The 16,297-nt window shown below is 60.0% G+C and carries 15 protein-coding genes; 9 read left to right on the top strand and 6 right to left on the bottom strand.

The features are described 5' to 3' along the window. Nucleotides 1-16: 16 nt before the first annotated feature. Complete coding sequence (locus tag N5P29_RS15880; RefSeq protein ID WP_262275775.1) at nt 17-1,261, bottom strand: glycosyltransferase family 4 protein; 1,245 nt, start codon at nt 1,259-1,261, stop codon at nt 17-19. A 150-nt stretch (nt 1,262-1,411) separates the two neighbouring features. On the opposite strand from N5P29_RS15880, the gene N5P29_RS15875 reads away from it, so the two are divergent. The 6 genes from N5P29_RS15875 to N5P29_RS21100 all read left to right on the top strand — a co-directional run bounded on the left by N5P29_RS15875 (nt 1,412) and on the right by N5P29_RS21100 (nt 7,839). Then, nucleotides 1,412-1,936, top strand: a complete 525-nt coding sequence (locus N5P29_RS15875) for an LbetaH domain-containing protein (RefSeq protein WP_262275774.1) — start codon at nt 1,412-1,414, stop codon at nt 1,934-1,936. Continuing rightward, the gene (locus tag N5P29_RS15870) at nt 1,933-3,051 is read left to right on the top strand and encodes a glycosyltransferase (RefSeq protein ID WP_262275773.1); all 1,119 of its coding nucleotides are present in this window, start codon (nt 1,933-1,935) and stop codon (nt 3,049-3,051) included. Before N5P29_RS15875 ends, N5P29_RS15870 begins: the two co-directional genes overlap by 4 nt. Further along, nucleotides 3,048-3,635, top strand: a complete 588-nt coding sequence (locus N5P29_RS21025; RefSeq protein ID WP_315973356.1) for an acyltransferase — start codon at nt 3,048-3,050, stop codon at nt 3,633-3,635. Before N5P29_RS15870 ends, N5P29_RS21025 begins: the two co-directional genes overlap by 4 nt. A gap of 263 nt (nt 3,636-3,898) precedes the next feature. Next, nucleotides 3,899-5,419 carry a tyrosine-protein kinase domain-containing protein gene (locus tag N5P29_RS15860; protein ID WP_262275772.1) on the top strand — a complete coding sequence of 507 codons (1,521 nt, stop codon included), beginning with the start codon at nt 3,899-3,901 and terminating at the stop codon, nt 5,417-5,419. A 67-nt stretch (nt 5,420-5,486) separates the two neighbouring features. Continuing rightward, complete coding sequence (locus N5P29_RS15855; RefSeq protein WP_262275771.1) at nt 5,487-6,572, top strand: glycosyltransferase family protein; 1,086 nt, start codon at nt 5,487-5,489, stop codon at nt 6,570-6,572. Then, nucleotides 6,565-7,839, top strand: coding sequence for an MATE family efflux transporter (locus N5P29_RS21100; protein WP_410007880.1), 1,275 nt, complete (start codon nt 6,565-6,567; stop codon nt 7,837-7,839). The genes N5P29_RS15855 and N5P29_RS21100 overlap by 8 nt, the downstream gene beginning before the upstream one ends. Nucleotides 7,840-7,919: 80 nt before the next feature. Here N5P29_RS21100 and wecB read toward each other — a convergent pair whose 3' ends face one another. The 3 genes from wecB to N5P29_RS15840 all read right to left on the bottom strand — a co-directional run bounded on the left by wecB (nt 7,920) and on the right by N5P29_RS15840 (nt 10,171). Then, nucleotides 7,920-9,062 carry a non-hydrolyzing UDP-N-acetylglucosamine 2-epimerase gene (gene wecB, locus N5P29_RS15850; protein WP_315973355.1) on the bottom strand — a complete coding sequence of 381 codons (1,143 nt, stop codon included), beginning with the start codon at nt 9,060-9,062 and terminating at the stop codon, nt 7,920-7,922. Nucleotides 9,063-9,161: 99 nt separating this feature from the next. Further along, a complete protein-coding gene (locus N5P29_RS15845) occupies nt 9,162-9,710 on the bottom strand; it encodes a YdcF family protein (protein WP_262275769.1) in 549 nt (182 codons plus the stop codon). After that, the gene (locus N5P29_RS15840) at nt 9,707-10,171 is read right to left on the bottom strand and encodes an Lrp/AsnC family transcriptional regulator (RefSeq protein WP_144659252.1); all 465 of its coding nucleotides are present in this window, start codon (nt 10,169-10,171) and stop codon (nt 9,707-9,709) included. Before N5P29_RS15840 ends, N5P29_RS15845 begins: the two co-directional genes overlap by 4 nt. Before the next feature lie 172 nt (nt 10,172-10,343). On the opposite strand from N5P29_RS15840, the gene pdhA reads away from it, so the two are divergent. From pdhA to N5P29_RS15825, 3 genes are read left to right on the top strand one after another with little or no spacing between them, the layout of a single operon-like run. Continuing rightward, entirely contained in the window at nt 10,344-11,537 is a 1,194-nt protein-coding gene (pdhA, locus tag N5P29_RS15835) for a pyruvate dehydrogenase (acetyl-transferring) E1 component subunit alpha (protein WP_262275768.1), read from the top strand. Beyond that, nucleotides 11,534-12,622: an alpha-ketoacid dehydrogenase subunit beta gene (locus tag N5P29_RS15830; protein WP_262275767.1), complete on the top strand. Its 1,089-nt coding sequence runs from the start codon at nt 11,534-11,536 to the stop codon at nt 12,620-12,622. Before pdhA ends, N5P29_RS15830 begins: the two co-directional genes overlap by 4 nt. A gap of 2 nt (nt 12,623-12,624) precedes the next feature. Further along, nucleotides 12,625-14,070, top strand: a complete 1,446-nt coding sequence (locus tag N5P29_RS15825; protein WP_262275766.1) for a dihydrolipoamide acetyltransferase family protein — start codon at nt 12,625-12,627, stop codon at nt 14,068-14,070. A 150-nt stretch (nt 14,071-14,220) separates the two neighbouring features. Here the strand turns inward: N5P29_RS15825 and N5P29_RS15820 are convergent, their stop codons facing one another. Next, a complete protein-coding gene (locus tag N5P29_RS15820; RefSeq protein ID WP_262275765.1) occupies nt 14,221-15,633 on the bottom strand; it encodes an MFS transporter in 1,413 nt (470 codons plus the stop codon). A gap of 450 nt (nt 15,634-16,083) precedes the next feature. Beyond that, a complete protein-coding gene (locus N5P29_RS15815; protein WP_262275764.1) occupies nt 16,084-16,269 on the bottom strand; it encodes a hypothetical protein in 186 nt (61 codons plus the stop codon). Nucleotides 16,270-16,297: the final 28 nt, after the last annotated feature.

Below are 16,297 nucleotides of genomic sequence, written 5' to 3'. Positions count from 1 at the left end.
AAAAGAGCCGCGGTTGTTATCGCCCGCGCGACTCTACAAGAGTCAGGATGAAATCATCATAGTGGGCGATGGCCGTGGTTTTTGACAATGTTTCGTTACGGAACTGTAAACCGTTGGCACCTAGCTCACGAGCGAGTTTCTGGTTCGCTGCCAAGGATTCCGCCGCCTGGACGAGCGCTACGGGATCCCCGGCGTCAACCCTTACACCAGCCTTAGAAGCCTCTATCTCGTGTGCAGTCACGCTGCCCGGATCAGTCGCCGCTAGCACGGGTCGCCCCGACGTGAAGTAGGAGGTCAGCTTGCTGGGAACCGACATGTCTTTGACTCCAGGAAGCTCGTTGACTAGGAGGATGTCTGCGGCGTGAAGCGCAGCTTGAAAGTCGCTTTGTGGCAGGGAGTCTACGAAACGCAGACTCGATGTTTCACCCGCCATCTGCATTAGTGATTCGCGTTGATTGCCGTCGCCCATCAGCACGAACTTCACGGCACTGCCCTCTGCCTCGGCATGCTTCGCGGCCCTAACCACGTTTTCAAGGCCTTGCTTTTTGCCCATGTTGCCGGAATGCAGCACGATCACCTCGTCAGCGGCCCATCCCAAGCTGCGGCGGGTGGCAAAGGCATCAGAATCCGGAGCTTGAGGTAGATGTGTCCAGTTGCGGATTACTTTCACGGACTCTGCGGGAGCTCTGAGACTCTTCACCACATAGTCGGCAAAGCGATCATGGATGGCCACGACCCCGGTTGCTGACCTTAGGACGCGACTTTCGACGAAGAGGGCCAGCTTGGAGAACACACCTTGGTTTCCGCCGGTTTCAACGATGCCGCGGCTGTAGAGGTCTTGAACCCAAATGCCCACAGGCGGCCGCTTCCTGCCCACTCGCGCTCGAAGCATAGCCAGCCCCGTGGAGAATAAGGCAGGACTAACGGCGATCACCACATCAGGTTTACCCCAACGGGCTGTAAGCAGCCGGATTCCGAAACTTAGCTCCATGTGAAGTCTTGACAATGCTGTTGGGCGGGATGGCACATGGTGTCGGAGACGCGTTACCGGAACGCCGTCGATCTTCTCGCGGATCGTCCATCCCTTGTACTCCGGAGGAACCGACCACGATGGGTAATGCGGGAACCCCGTGAGGACATGCACAGAATGGCCCAGTTCAGTCAGGCCTTGCGCCAGACTTGTGGTGTAGGGAGCGTTGCCGGAGGGTTCTGGCGCATAGTGCAAGCCAAGGATCACGACGTTAAGCTTCGTTTTCTTCACGGATGCAACAATAGTGGCCGGACTGGATCAAAGCTGAGGGGAAACATGCAAAGAGATCTGTTACCGGATAATACTGACCAACAGAGGGCACGGGTCATCGACCTTTCTCTAGCACCGGGGGAACGTCAGTCTTGGGGTCGGCCGAGCTGGATGGTCTACCTCTGGGGTGCGGTGGAGATCATTTTCGTAACGAATCCTTGGCAGATCAGCTCGTCGCTCCGCATTGCGGTTCTTCGGCTGTTTGGAGCTGAGATCGGCGAGGGCGTGATATTCCGGCCTCGAACCCGGGTCAGATTTCCTTGGAAGTTGCATATTGGGTCTCGTAGCTGGATCGGTGAGGGAGTCTGGTTCCACAACCAGGATCACTTATACGTCGGCAACGATGTTGTAATCTCCCAAGAGTCCTTCTTGACAACAGGCAGTCATGCTGTACGAAACGACATGGGCTTGCTGACCAAACCGATCAAGATCGAGGATGGCGCATGGGTGACCGCGCGCTGCACGATACTTGGCGGGGCGTCCATTGGAAAATCAGCGATTCTCACGCCGGGGACCGTTGTGAAGGCCGGTGAGAAAATTCCAGAAGGAGTCATTTTCGGCCCACCCTCAGGAAAAATTCTAGGCAATAGATACCGTGATGAGGGCCCGCGGCGAGATATTAAGGAAGCCCAATGAGGCACGATTCGCGAAGCGCTACCAGATACGCCTTGTACTTAGCGGTTTTACCAAAGTATCGAACAGAATGCATTAAGATCCTTCATGAGCAGCTGGGGGATGAGCTAAGTATTTTCATAAGCGACGCCCATCTGGATGAGTCCGTTCGCTCAGGCATTCCCGAGCACCTGTTTAAATCCGTTTCGATTCATCGAATACTCAAGCGTCGGGCGTTTATTCAGACTGGCCACATAGCTGAGGCTCTGCGCGCAGAGACCAGCATCGTTGACCTCAACCCACGCAGCGTCACCGCGTGGCTAATCCTCCTTGTCCGTGCAGTGCTCCGTAGACGGACCCTTGTGTGGGGTCATATTCACCCTCAGGCTGGTCCACAGTCCAAGACGGCATTTCTTCGGCTCATGATGCGGCGCCTCGCCAGCGGCACCCTTTCTTATACGTACCGAGATGCCGAGAAGGCGAGTGCCGATCTTCCAGGAAAACTCGTCTGGGTAGCTCCGAACTCGCTGTACCGAGCCTCGGTAATTCAACCAGCCATCGCCGATCCACCGCTGGAGCGGACAGAGCTGACCTACGTCGGACGGTTTGCCCCAGCAAAGAAGGTCGATCTTCTGGTTCGGGCCTTCGCTAAGGCTGTGGCTTCAATACCGGAGATGCGCCTTCGCCTCATCGGTGGTGGAGTCACCGAGCAAGAGCTCCGTCTGCTCGCGCACGACCTTGGTGTTGCTGAGAAGGTCGAGTTTTCAGGATGGATCGATGAACTGGACGCGTTGCGTCCTTACTACGAAAGGTCCTTCTGCAGCACATCACCTGGTTTTGCAGGGCTTGGCCTGACGCAAAGCCTTGGCTTTGGGGTGCCCATGATCGTTGCAGACGACGAGCCTCATTCTCCTGAGATCGAGCTGGCAGCTGTCGGGGGAGTTGAATTCTTTGCCGCTGAATCCGTAGACGAGATGGCGGACAGTATTATTCGAATGTGGGAGACCAAGGAAAGAATGCCGCTGTCTGACGTTTCGGAATACGTGCGGGACAGGTACTCCGCAGAAGCCATGGCCGACGGACTCAAGTCTGCTTTGACTAACGCCCCTGGTTACTCCAGCTTGGAAGGTATCAAATGAATAAGGAAAATCGATCCGTCATTCCACCTTGGCTGACCGGTGGTGTTAGGGCCCTCATGCGGAAGGTCGCAATTCATGGGAACGTGATTCATGGATCGGATTTTCGGGTTGGTCGAGGAGCAATTATTGGTGCGCCCCACGAACTGCGGGTTGGTAAGAACGTCTCCATAGGACCGCGGAGTGTCGTCCAAGTTAACGGTTCAATCGGCGATTTCGCATTGATCGGCATGCATGTGCAAATTATTGGCCGCGAAGACCACGAAGTTTCTGAGGTGGGCGTGCCCATGGCGATGTCTACTTGGGTGGGCTCGCGCGATTCTCGGGAACGCGATGAAGTCACGATTGGTCGCGATGTGTGGATCGGAGCTTCTTCCGTCATCCTGGGCGGCGTAACAATCGGCGAAGGGTCTGTTATCGGGGCAGGATCTGTCGTGACCAAGGACGTACCCAGCTATTCGATCGCCGTTGGAAACCCGGCTCGGGTAGTTCGTCGCCGGTTCGAGAGCGACGAAGAACGCAGGGACCACAGCGAGGCATTGGCTACCATGTCGCTTTCTGTGGGCGAGGGGCACCAAAGCGCCTGACCGGACGCAAGTAGTGACCCGACTGCAACTTAGGGCACGGGGTCTAGATTTGTGACGATGCGTCCAGCAAGGGTCAGTTCCTGCGCTGGCTTGTATGTCGTGAAGAACGACAGTCGGCGGCACTTTTGAGGCCGGCGCGACTGCGAGTCGCCGCAACACAGAATTCGATGACTCAACTAGCAAGTAGGATTACCATTGACCGCACTAATAGCTCTGGGCAGGCCGTACAGCAGGTCTTCAGCCGTTACCACAGGGAGACCCGATTGGACTTAAGAGAGTATGTGCGCATATTGCGCCGCAACTGGATTCTGATTGTTGCGATGGCGCTAGGCGGACTGTTGGTGAGTGGAGCCGCATCGCTACTTGTTAAGCCGACTTACACGGCTGAGACTGAGCTCTTCGTTGCGATTCAAAACTCAGGATCGGCGCAAGAGCTTCAGCAAGGAAATACCTTCACACAGGCTCGCGTGCAGTCTTACGTGCGGACGGTAACGACGCCTATCGTTTTGAAGCCCGCGATTGATGCCCTAGGGCTTGACATCTCTGTTGACGAACTTGCGCGACGTGTCAAAGGTACGACAGATCCGAACACCGTAATCATCAATATTTCTGTTTCCGACACTTCTCCTGTGCAGGCGGCTGCAATCTCCCAAGCCGTTGCGACGAGCCTCGTTAATGCAGTCGAGTCGCTGGAAAAGCCAAAGACCGGGGGGTCCTCACCTGTCGGTTTGTCGATCATCACTCCCGCGGAAGCTCCCCTGGAACCATCGGCTCCAAACACAAAGTTGAACCTGGTTCTCGGCCTGGCATTGGGTCTTGCCGTTGGTATCGGGATAGCGGTTCTACGATCCACTCTGGATAGCCGGATTCGTAGTGAAGCGGACCTTAGGGGGATCACGGAATCGCCACTTCTCGGCGGAATCGCCTATGACGCAGATGCAACGTCCAGGCCCTTGCTGACCCAAGTAGCGCAACAGAGCCAGCGTGCGGAGTCGTTCAGGCAGTTGCGCACCAATCTTCAATTCGCGAATGTCGCAGACCACGCGAAGACGGTGCTCGTTACTTCCTCGATTCCTGGGGAAGGTAAGAGCACGACTGCTACAAACCTTGCCATTGCGTTGGCGCAGGCCGGCCAGACCATTTGCTTGGTTGATGCCGATCTTCGTCGACCACGAATCAATGAATATCTGGGCCTCGAGCGCAATGCGGGTCTGACTACCGCACTTATCGGTGCTGCAGATGTTAATGATCTTCTTCAGCAGTGGGGAGAAGATGAGCTATACGTACTCACCGCCGGCCAAATTCCGCCTAATCCAAGTGAATTGCTGGGATCGGAAGAAATGAAGCGGCTAATAGTGCGCTTGGAGCAGGTTTTTGACACTGTAATCATTGACGCGCCGCCGTTGCTCCCGGTAACGGATGCCGCCGTGCTCTCCCAGCATGTAGGCGGGGTCCTCGCTGTGGTCGGAGCACACAAGACCAAGCAACACGACCTCGAGAAGTCGCTTGCGTCGCTAACCCTGGTAGGGGCCAACATCCTCGGCCTGGTGATGAACCGGCTCCCGATCAAGGGTCCTGATGCGTACAGCTACACGTATACGTACAGCAGTGAACCGAGCAACGCTGAAAGTACTGCTAAGAAAAAGGTTTCGGCCGGTCGCCAGCGTTCACGGCGTTCGGACCAGGCACAGGCTGAAACTGTTTCATCAGACTTTGAGGAAGTAATTCTTGGCAGCGGTAGCGCCTCTCCGACACGTTTCCCGGGACGTAAGTCGACCTCCTGAGTTGGCATCTTGAACCGGGCCGGGTGCATCATCTAGTGCCGGTCATTCAAATTAAAGGAAATGACCCATGAACGCTAATCGAAGTTCCGTGTTTCTCTTTGCGGAACCAGCAGTTAGTGGTCACCGCTTGTCTTATGTGAGGCTTTTGGCCACGGAAGCCCTTAGGCGCGGCCATTCAGTCCATATCGCTTTGCCCGAGGGCGGAACGACCTCACCGGAGTTCGGGACACACATTGCAGATTTGGCACGTGACGTGACACTGCAAACGCTAAAGCGGTTTTCACTGGCTGAGCTCGCGGCATTGACTGACCGTACTGGGGCATGCCGGACTGTTGTTACGGACGGCGATGCACTGGCACTTGAGCTCGCTCGCACTGGACGTTGGAGTGGCAGGGGAAAGCTGTCCCTTCTGATCATGCGCGAAAACGCTCAGACTGATTCTTTGCGTGTCCGAATGTGGGCCAAGAACCTCGCCAAGAAACTTGTCATACGCCGTGCTGCGTCGACTCGCAATGTGAGCCTTGCGGTGCTGAAATCTGCAACTTGGGCGGGAGCCTCGCGCTACCCGGTGGCCGTTGACCCGGTTGAACTTATCTGCGATCAATCCGATGTTGACCGCCTGCGCCATGAGTGGGGCCTTGAGGACTCTACTTGCTGGTTTGGTGTCCTGGGTGCTATCACAGCTCGAAAGAACGTACCCCTACTCATGGAGAGCTTGGCAGACACGGCCGGGAAGTCCGCGGGGTTACTCGTTGCTGGCAGAATAGACCCCCTATTGCGCCCGGAAATTGACGCGGCTGCATCGCGCCTAGCCGATGTAGGCAAAAGGGTCGTCATTGTTGACAGAATTCTGAGCGATGTAGAGCTAGATGCGGCAGTTAGTTCTGTCAATTGCCTCCTGTTGGCCCACTCTAATGAGGGTCCGAGCGGATTGTTGGGAAAGGCGGCATGCTGCGGGACCCGGGTTATCGCATCAGGCGCAAGGTCGCTGAGGGCGGACATTGAGGGATTGCCGTCGCTTGGTCAGTGGACCGAACTGGATCGGGATGCTATCAGGGCGGCCATGCAGGAGACCTTGCCCATAGAAGCGGGCAAATCGGTGCTCCAAACCAATGTTGACTCGTTTGTGCGCGTGATGTTGGCTGATGACTAGCACCTCCACCGAGACGACGAGGCGAGCTCAGCGTAGCTCATCTCGTCGCGGGTTGGTCTCCCAGACGCTATTGCTGGCCTTTAGCACGGGTGTCGGTCAGCTGATCGTTGCCGGGCTGTACATTTGGACGGCGCGCCTTGTAGGGCCGGACGATTTTGGGCCCGCTGTGGCAGCCATAGGTATCGGCAGCACGATCGCCGGCTTTCTGGACTTTGGATCGAATAACTTATGGGTTCGCGAGATGGCGGCGTCCAGGCTTGAACTCGACGCCGTTGGCCGCAGGCTGTGCAGCAAGTTGTTCTTCTCCGCCATGGCGATTTCTGTTTGGGCGATAGTCTTCGTGTTCGTTTCCCCAAGTTCGCTACTATGGATCGCCGCTCCCATTGCAATTTCGCTAGTTCTAAGCCAGAGTTTCGCGGTGCCGCTTCGGGCTGCCGGGAGATCTGACCTCGTCGCAGTGTCCATGCTTACAGACCGACTAGTGGCGGGTTCGGCATTTGGTGTAATGCATCTGGCTCACGTTCCCCCAACGGTTGCGCTGTGGTTAGCCATGACTTTAGGGCCTGTCGTAGCAACTGTCGTATCACGGAAAATTCTGCGCCGCTCTGACAGGCCCCGGCTGTCGCTCAATTTGCGCACAAATCCATGGCGAGGTTCCGGCTTCTATGGTCTTTCATCCGCGGCCGCTAGCGCGCAGTCTTTGGATCTAACGATCATGAACACGGTCGGTGGGCCGGCTGTGGCGGGTCTCTACGGTGCAGTGAATAGGTGGACGCAGCCCATGAGTCTGCTTGCTGGAGCTTTCACCATTTCCGCTGCCCCGCTTGTAGCGCGGGCTGCTTCATGGACCGCAGTTTGGCCGCAGATCAAACGAAGTGTTTGGCTCCTGGGTGGTTCCGTTCTCATGTGCGTCTTCGTCGCAGTCATGGCGGAACCGGTTGTCGCAATTCTTGTAGGCAATGAGTTTGCGGACTCAGCGATGGTGCTCAGGGTGCTGGCTTTAGGTACCATCGGGACCGTCTTGAACCAACCGCTCGCTGCATTCTTGCAGGCCTTGGGCAAGGATCGGATCGTTTCGTTGATCGTTACGTCGGGCGTTGTAGTGCAACTCCTACTCGTCGGAGTTTTGACCGTGGCAACGGGAGCCACTGGGGCTGCCCTTTCGTACTGCGTTCTTCAAACTCTGATATTTGTTCTACTGGTCGTCACAGTGTTGACTTCACGTAAGCGTCGGCCAGCGGGTTTTGGCGGCAGGCATTGCGCCTGATTCATTTCTGGAGTTTGATTTCCGCCAGACGCTATTAGTCCGTTGCGCCATATGACTAAGGAGTTGGGAGATTCCCCGAGTTAACCCACCCGCTCCATCCCGAACTCCTCCACGCGCCGGCCCACACCCAACAGCTCCGCAATAGCGGCAACAGTGCGCTCCGCAGCCAGGCCATCTCCATACGGGTTCACCGCATTCGCCATGGCCTCAAAGTGGGAAGTGTCGTGAAGCAGCCGGCTCACTTCGGCCACGATCCGCTCTTCGTCCGTGCCGATCAGCGCAACTGTTCCGGCTTCCACAGCTTCGGGGCGCTCGGTGTTATCGCGCATCACCAGGACGGGCTTGCCCAGGCTCGGTGCTTCTTCCTGGACACCGCCCGAATCGGTCAGGACAACGTGGGCCAGGGAGAGCATGCGGGTGAACTCGCCGTAGGCCAAGGGCTCCGTGACCAGCACATTCGGCTTCCCGGACAAAGCAGGCAGCACGGCTTCGCGGACCACAGGGTTCTTGTGCGCCGGCAGCACGATCGTCAGCTCGGGTTCGGCGTCGGCAATGCGGGCCAGCGCCCGGCCAACTCCGCGCATGGCGTCACCTTGGTTTTCGCGGCGGTGCGTCGTCACCAACAAGATACGTCGCTCACTGGAAGCAAGAGACTCCAACGCAGGATCAGAGAACGGCACCTGCTTATCCACCGTGGTCAGGAGTGCGTCGATCACCGAGTTGCCCGTCACTACAATGTCCGCGGCCGACACACCCTCGGCCAGCAGGTTCGCCCGGCTGGTGGTCGTCGGCGCCAAGTGCAGGGATGCGATCTGGCTGGTGATCTTACGGTTCGCTTCCTCCGGGAATGGGGAGAGCAGGTTCCCGCTGCGAAGGCCGGCCTCCACATGGACCACGGGAATGCCGTGATAGAACGCAGCGATGGCGCCAGCGGTTGAAGTAGTAGTGTCGCCCTGGACGATCACCGCATCCGGCTTTGAAACAGAAAACAGGGAGTCCAGCCCACTCATGGTGCGGGTCATGATGTCCGTGAGGGACTGGCCTGGCTGAAGAATGTTGAGATCGTGGTCCGGGGTGATCCCGAAAAGCTCGTTGACCTGATCCAGCATTTCCCGGTGCTGTCCCGTGACCGTCACAACGCACTCAAAGAGGTCCGATTCCATCAATGCGCGCACAATCGGCGCCATTTTGATGGCTTCCGGCCGCGTCCCAAAAATAGGCATGATGGTGTGCACGTTTTACCCCCATAAAGACCGGCCCGAAGGCACCAGAAACTAGTGCAATCCTAACCGCTCAAAAACCCGGGAAATTCACCAGAACCCTTAGCATTCCGGGCGAATCCAGACATCAAAAAGCCCGCCGGTTTCCACCACGAATCGCCACAGCCAACCGGCAGGGGAGAGCTGCGGTTCGGTGCCCACCATTTGCACGTCGGCAGCGATGCATTGCTTCATCAAAGTGCCGGCCCTGAGCACGTGATAATCGGACGTCACCACAGTCACGGACTTCCACCCGCGCTCCGCCGCCAGCTCCCTGAGGCGGACAGCTTCGCCACGGGTGTTCAGCGGATCCGGACGGAAGCAGTCAAGGTGAGCGTCGCCGTCGTGCGTTTGGCAGTACTCATCCGAACCGGCGTTGGCGGGCAATCCCGTGGTGACCACCACCAGGTCCGGAATGTCCAACTGCTCCCGCAAGGACAAGCCCACCGGGAGCCGCTCGTCGCTCATCCCGCCCAGCACCACAATCGCGTCGGTCCGCTGGGGAGTGGCATGGGGCGGGTTGTGGAAGAGCTGGTAGGCCCCAACAAGCCACAGCAGCCCGGCGAGCACGCCGGCAATTACTGTCCAGGCAACCTTCCGTCGAAACGTCACCGGGTATCGACGTCTTCGAACACCAGGAACGTCTGCGTATCCAGGATGCCCTCCATGGACTGTAGCTGGTCGAAGATCACCCGGCGCAGATGGATGTTGTCGGTGGCGCGGACCAGGAGGATGACGTCGAAGTCGCCGCCCACCAGGGCAATGTGGTGGATCTCCGGGATGGCCCGCAGCTGCTCCTTCAGCTCACGCCACGAATGCTGCTGGACCTTCAACGTCACGTACGCGGAGGAGCGCAGGCCGGCTTTGATGGGATCCACCAGGGCCGTGAACTTGGTCAGGACGCCCTCGCCGGTGAGGCGGGCAATCCGGGTATAGGCGTGCGCGCGGCTGATGTGCACGTTCTCCGCCACCTGGGTGATGGACATGCGACCGTCGGTGGTGAGCTCACGGATGATGTCCCGGTCCACGCTGTCCAGCGGTACGGCGGTCTGCTCCGCCTCCGTCTCACTCAAAGCACGCTCCAATTCGTCTACAGCACGGGCACGTAACCCAGCTCACAATTGCAATTTGTCTTTCAGAATACCCAGTTTAGACAAGGGCTTCCATGATTTTGCGGAAAGCTGGATACGAAACTTCGTCCGGGAACATACTGGAAGCACATAGTGGCTAGAGAAGGACGGACCAATGACGATCCACGCAGACCACTCTGCGCCGGAAACGGCAGTAGAGGACCAGGCTGCTGACGTTCGGACAAAATTCGGCATCAGCGTTGAGGACTACATGCTCCCCGCCCGGCACCAGATCCAAATGGTGAACCCGGACGGCACCCTCCGCCCGCACGACGAGCAAGGCACCGAACCCGGCCACGAGTACCCCACGCCCAGCGATGCTGAACTAATGGCCGCTTACGAGCAGCTCGTCGTCGGACGCCGCGTCAACGACCAGAACTCAGCGCTGGTCCGGCAGGGCCGCATGGCCGTCTACCCCTCAAGCCACGGCCAGGAAGCCTGCCAGGTGGCAGCTGCCATGTGCCTCAAGGAAGGCGACTGGCTGTTCCCCACCTACCGTGACGCCGTCGCCGTCATGACCCGCGGCGTGGACCCGGTTGAGGTGATGACCATCTTCCGCGGCGACTGGCACGGCGGGTACGACCCCAAAGAACACAACGTCGGCATCCAGTGCACCCCGCTGACCACCCAGCTGCTGCACGCCGTCGGCGTCGCCCATGCCGCCAAGCTTCGCGGTGAAGACACCGTAGTTATGGCCATGTGCGGCGACGGCGCCACCAGCGAAGGCGACTTCCACGAGGCACTGAACTTCGCCGCAGTCTTCCACCTGCCCGTCATCTTCTTCGTGCAGAACAACAAGTACGCCATCTCAGTTCCGCTCAGCCACCAGTCCGTGGCGCCGTCGCTGGCCCACAAAGCTGTCGGCTACGGCATGGCCGGTGAGCGCGTGGACGGCAACGACCTCGTAGCGTTGCTCGCCGTCATGGACCGCGCTGTGAAGTTGGCGGGCGAAGGCTCCGGACCGCTGCTGATCGAGGCCCACACCTACCGCATGCAGGCCCACACCAACGCCGACGACGCCACCCGCTACCGCCCGGACAGTGAAGTCGCCGAGTGGCAGGCCAAGGATCCGCTGGCCCGCATGAAGTCGTATCTGACGGACAAGGGCCTGTTGGATGACGCAGCATCGGAGCGCATCGCCGAACACGCCGAGGATGTTGCCACCCAGCTCCGCGAAGGCCTGGGGGAGGACGTGCCGGTGCAGCCGTTGGACCTCTTCAAATACGTCTTCGACAAGCAAACCCCGCAGTTGAAAGAACAGTCTGAGCTGCTGGCTGACGAACTCGCCCGCGAGGAGGGTGCAAAATGACCATCACCACGTCCGTGAACGGAAACGTCAGCGCCGCCACCGCCAGCGCCGCCGCATCAGCCGCAGCGACCGCCGAGGCAAGCGGCCCGCAGAGCCTCACCATGGCCAAGGCACTCAACACCGCAATGGCCGACGCCATGCGCGCCGACTCTTCAGTCCTGGTCTTCGGCGAAGACGTCGGAATGCTCGGCGGCGTCTTCCGCATCACCGACGGCCTCATGGCCGAATTCGGCGAACAGCGCTGCTTTGACACGCCGCTGGCCGAGTCCGGCATCGTCGGCATGGCCGTGGGCATGGCCATCAACGGCATGCGGCCCGTCATCGAAATGCAGTTCGACGCCTTCGCTTACCCGGCCTTCGAACAGATCGTCAGCCACGTCGCCAAGATGCACAACCGCACCAAGGGCAAGCTCAAGATGCCCATGGTCATCCGTGTTCCGTACGCCGGCGGCATCGGGGGAGTGGAGCACCACTGCGATTCCTCCGAGTCCTACTACGCGCACACCGCTGGCCTGAAGGTCTACACCCCGGCCACTGTGGCCGACGGCTACCGCATGCTCCGCGAAGCCATCGACTCCGATGACCCCGTGATGTTCATGGAACCCAAGAAGCTCTACTGGTCCAAGGACCAGGTGGATCTGGGCGCCTTGCGCGCAGAGCACGACGCCGGAACCTCCACCGAGGGCCGCGCGGCTGTCGCCCGACCCGGCACGGACGCCACGCTCATCGCCTACGGCCCGTCCGTTCCCACCGCGCTCGCAGCCGCAGCTGCCGCCGCTGAGGAGGGCCGCTCGCTTGAAGTCATTGACGTGCGCACCATAGTCCCCTTCGACGACGAAACCGTCTGCGCGTCCGTGCGCAAGACGGGACGCGCCGTCGTGATCGCCGAGGCCCACGGGTTCGCGTCCGTGTCCTCCGAAATCGTGGCCCGCGTCCAGGAACGCGCGTTCCACTATCTGGCCGCGCCCATCCGCCGCGTGACCGGCTTCGATGTCCCGTTCCCGTCTCCCAAGTTGGAGCACTACTACCTGCCAAGCGTCGACCGCATCCTCGACGCCGTCGACGACCTTCAGTGGGAGGACTAACCATGAGCTCAGATCTGCAGGTATTCCGTCTGCCCGACCTTGGCGAAGGACTCACCGAAGCCGAACTGGTCAACTGGCTTGTGGCCGTGGGGGACCAGGTCAAAGTGGACCAGCCCATCGCCGAAGTCGAGACCGCCAAGTCCATGGTTGAGGTGCCCTCACCGTACGCCGGCACCGTCGCCGAACTCCACGGGGAGGCCGGTCAAACGCTCGACGTCGGCAAGCCGCTGATCTCGATTGCTCGCGTTGGTACGGGGTCGGGTTCGCCTGACGCTCCGGCGGATGCGGCGGATGCGGTATCCACGGGAGTGCTGGCCTCGCCGGAGGTATCCGCAGCCGCCGAAACGTATCGGACTGAGGAGAAGGCTGGCTCGGGGAACGTGCTCATCGGTTACGGCACTCCTGGGGGAGCCACGGGTGGCCGGACCCGACCGCGGAAGGCGAGTGTCGCCGTCGTCGAGCCCGCCGCTGTTCCTGAGGCGTCGTTTGAGCCGGCTGTGGCCGGGACGCGTATCCCGGGAAAGCTCAGTGCTGTCATTTCCCCGCTGGTGCGGAAGATGGCGCGCGACCACGGTGTTTCGCTGGACTCGATCGAGGGTTCGGGGGCCAGTGGGCTGATCATGCGCCGGGACGTTGAAGCCGCGATTTCTGCGCCGGAGGCTCCGGCTGCTACGGCTCCTGCTCCTGCTGTTGCGGCTGCCGCCTCCGCTGCCGAGGGCTCCGTTGATGGCCGGACAGGCCTGGCTGTGTCGGCGCGGACGCCTGTTCGTGGAGTGCGCAAGGCCGTGGCTGCGAACATGACGAAGAGCCGCTCGGAAATCCCCGAAGCGACCGTTTGGGTGGACGTCGATGCCACGGCGTTGCTCGACATGCGTGCCGAACTGAAGAAGCGCGCACCGCACGATACCCCCGGTCTGCTGGCCTTCATCGCTCGTTTTGTCACGGCTGGGTTAAAAAAGTACCCGGCCTTGAACACACGCTTTGAGACCGCTGCCGATGGCTCGCAGGAGATCGTGGGCTTCGACGGGATCAACCTCGGGTTTGCAGCCCAGACCGACCGCGGACTCGTGGTCCCGTCCGTACGCAATGCGCACGAACTGAGTGCCCGCGAACTGGACGCCGAGATCCGGCGGCTCACCGCCGTCGCCCGTGACGGAAAGGCGACCCCGACGGAACTGGGCTCGGGCACCTTCACGCTGAACAACTATGGCGTGTTCGGCGTCGACGGTTCCGCGGCGATCATCAACTATCCCGAGGTCGCGATGCTCGGAGTGGGCCGCATCATCGACAAGCCCTGGGTAGTAAACGGCGAGCTGGCCGTCCGTAAGGTAACCGAGCTGACCCTGGCGTTCGACCACCGCGTGTGCGACGGCGAAACCGCGGCGGGCTTCCTCCGCTACGTAGCCGACGCCATCGAAAACCCCGGCGGCGCCCTAGCGGACATGTAGCACCCTCGCTCACATCCCCCGGGTTTGGGCGGCACCCTCGCTCACATCCCCCGGGTTTGAACCCAACGCCCGCTCACTGACGTGTGGCTGAATATGTGAAAAGGACCCCAACTTGAACAGTCGGGGTCCTTTCCGTTTAAGTTTCCAGCTTCAGTGCTTGAAGTCTGCTGAGATCTCAGCGAGCGTACGACCCTTGGTCTCGGGTGCGAGCCATTGCGAGAGGATGGCGCCGAGGAAGGCGACGACGGCGGCCACCACCATGCTGGGGCCCATGCCGATGTTGGCGATCGCCCACGGCAGGGCGAAAGTGCCGAGCGCGGCTCCAATGCGGCTGAAGGCCGCGGCGAAGCCCATGCCGATACCGCGAAGGTGGCCGGGGAAGACCTCGGCCGGATAGACCTGGGTCATCGTGGTGTAGCCGGCGTTGAAGAAGGAGAAGGCCAGGAACAGGGCCAGCACCAGGATGGCCGGCGCGTCCGCCCAGACGCCGATGACCAGCAGGATTCCGGCACAAAGCCACTGTCCCGGCACGGTGAGGATCCGGCGGCCGAGCCTGTCGATCAGCAGCACAGTGGTGACAACACCTGCGGCCGCGAGTGCAGACAGGCCAACTCCACCAGCCCAACCGCCGCCGAAGCCGAATTGGTTGAGTACCTCGTCGGCGAACGTCGCAATCGCGAAGTAAGGGGTGACTGCGCAGAACCAGAAACCTGCGGTGAAGAGGGTGGTTCGCCAGTACTGCTTCGAGAAGAGCATGGAGAAGGACGCATTCTTGAGGGTGCATTTGTCCTTGGCGGCTTGGGCTTCCTGGACCATCCTCAGGTTGATCTCTTCGGTGATGCTGTCGTGCATTTGTGGTGATTCGACGTACTTGCGCGCGATCGCCAATGCCTCGTCGCGCCGGCCCTTCGTAATGAGCCAGCTCGGCGATTCGGGGAGGCCGATGCGGGCGACGAACAGGACGGCGGCGAGGATCGTGCTCGTGCCGATGACGATGCGCCACGGGGCGCCAGCGTCGTGCAGGAGCGTGCCGATGATGAACGCCATCATGAAGCCGACGTACCAAGCGATCAGGGTCAGCCCGAGCAGGCGCCCGCGGAGCTTGGGCGGGGAGAACTCGGAAAGCAACGGTCCGCCGATGGAGTACTCGCCGCCGATCGCGACGCCCATGAAGAACCGGATGATGGCCAGCTGGATCACCGCGCCGTCTCCGGAAGTTACGAAGAACTGGGCAGCAGAGGCGACCAGGAACAGGCCCATGTCCACGAGGAACATGGGCTTTCGGCCGAACTTGTCAGCAGCCCACCCGGCAATCGGGGAGCCGACGAAGATGCCAACCAGCGGACCCGCAGCGATCAAACCCAGGGACAGCGCGTCGAGCTGGAGGTCAGTCCGCATGAGGCCGGTGACCGGGCCGATGATTCCGAGGATGTAGCCATCGAGGAACATACCGCCGATGAAGACAGCGACCAGCCGAAACATGAAGCGGCGTTTGAATGTGGAGCTGGTCTCTTTTGGTACGGGGACGTCGACGGCGGCCGTCGTCTTGGTCGGGTGGATCATGGAGGTGTGTTCCCTTCTGGCTTCAGCGAAAAACGCTGACGGCACCAGAGCGCCGTTTTCTAGACGTGCGGACAGTCGCAGACCTTAGCGACCTGTGAGGAGGCCAGCTGACTCGAGGCCAGCAGATTGCCGCGCTGGGCCCGCGAGGTGTTTTCAGCGGTTTAGTCGCCGCTCTTCGACAGCGAGACCTCGGGCCGGGGTCGACCAAAATGTGACATACGACTCATATATCAGAACTTTAGAGGCCTGATCCACCTGGGTCAAGGGTTTGAAGCTAATTCGGCGTTTACGTCTTTTGGGTTGTGCTCGGTGGCATTCGCCGGATCGGCAGACCCCCGGCATCCACTGGCATGCCAGCCTCGCTGCTGATGATCCTAAGCACCCGTTGGTTGTGACGATAGTCACATTTTGGGCGTTCTGCGTCACGTTTAGTTCGAGAGCCAGACCCCTTCAGTGGTTGAGCCATTCACGACGACGGTTCAGCTGCGCGTGCACGTCGCCGACCATCTCCAGGAGATGTGAACGCGGGAGTTGCAACTCATCAAAACTGAAGGAAACCATGATTAGAAGAATCGCCGCGGCTTTCGCCGCGACCACCTTGTTGGCATCGGGGGTGTTTGCAGCCCAGCTAGCCATGCCATCTCCCGCAAGTGCGGCCGCGCCA

Source organism: Paenarthrobacter sp. JL.01a (assembly GCF_025452095.1).
Taxonomy (GTDB): Bacteria; Actinomycetota; Actinomycetes; order Actinomycetales; family Micrococcaceae; genus Arthrobacter.
This window is presented reverse-complemented; position numbering and strand designations above follow the sequence as displayed.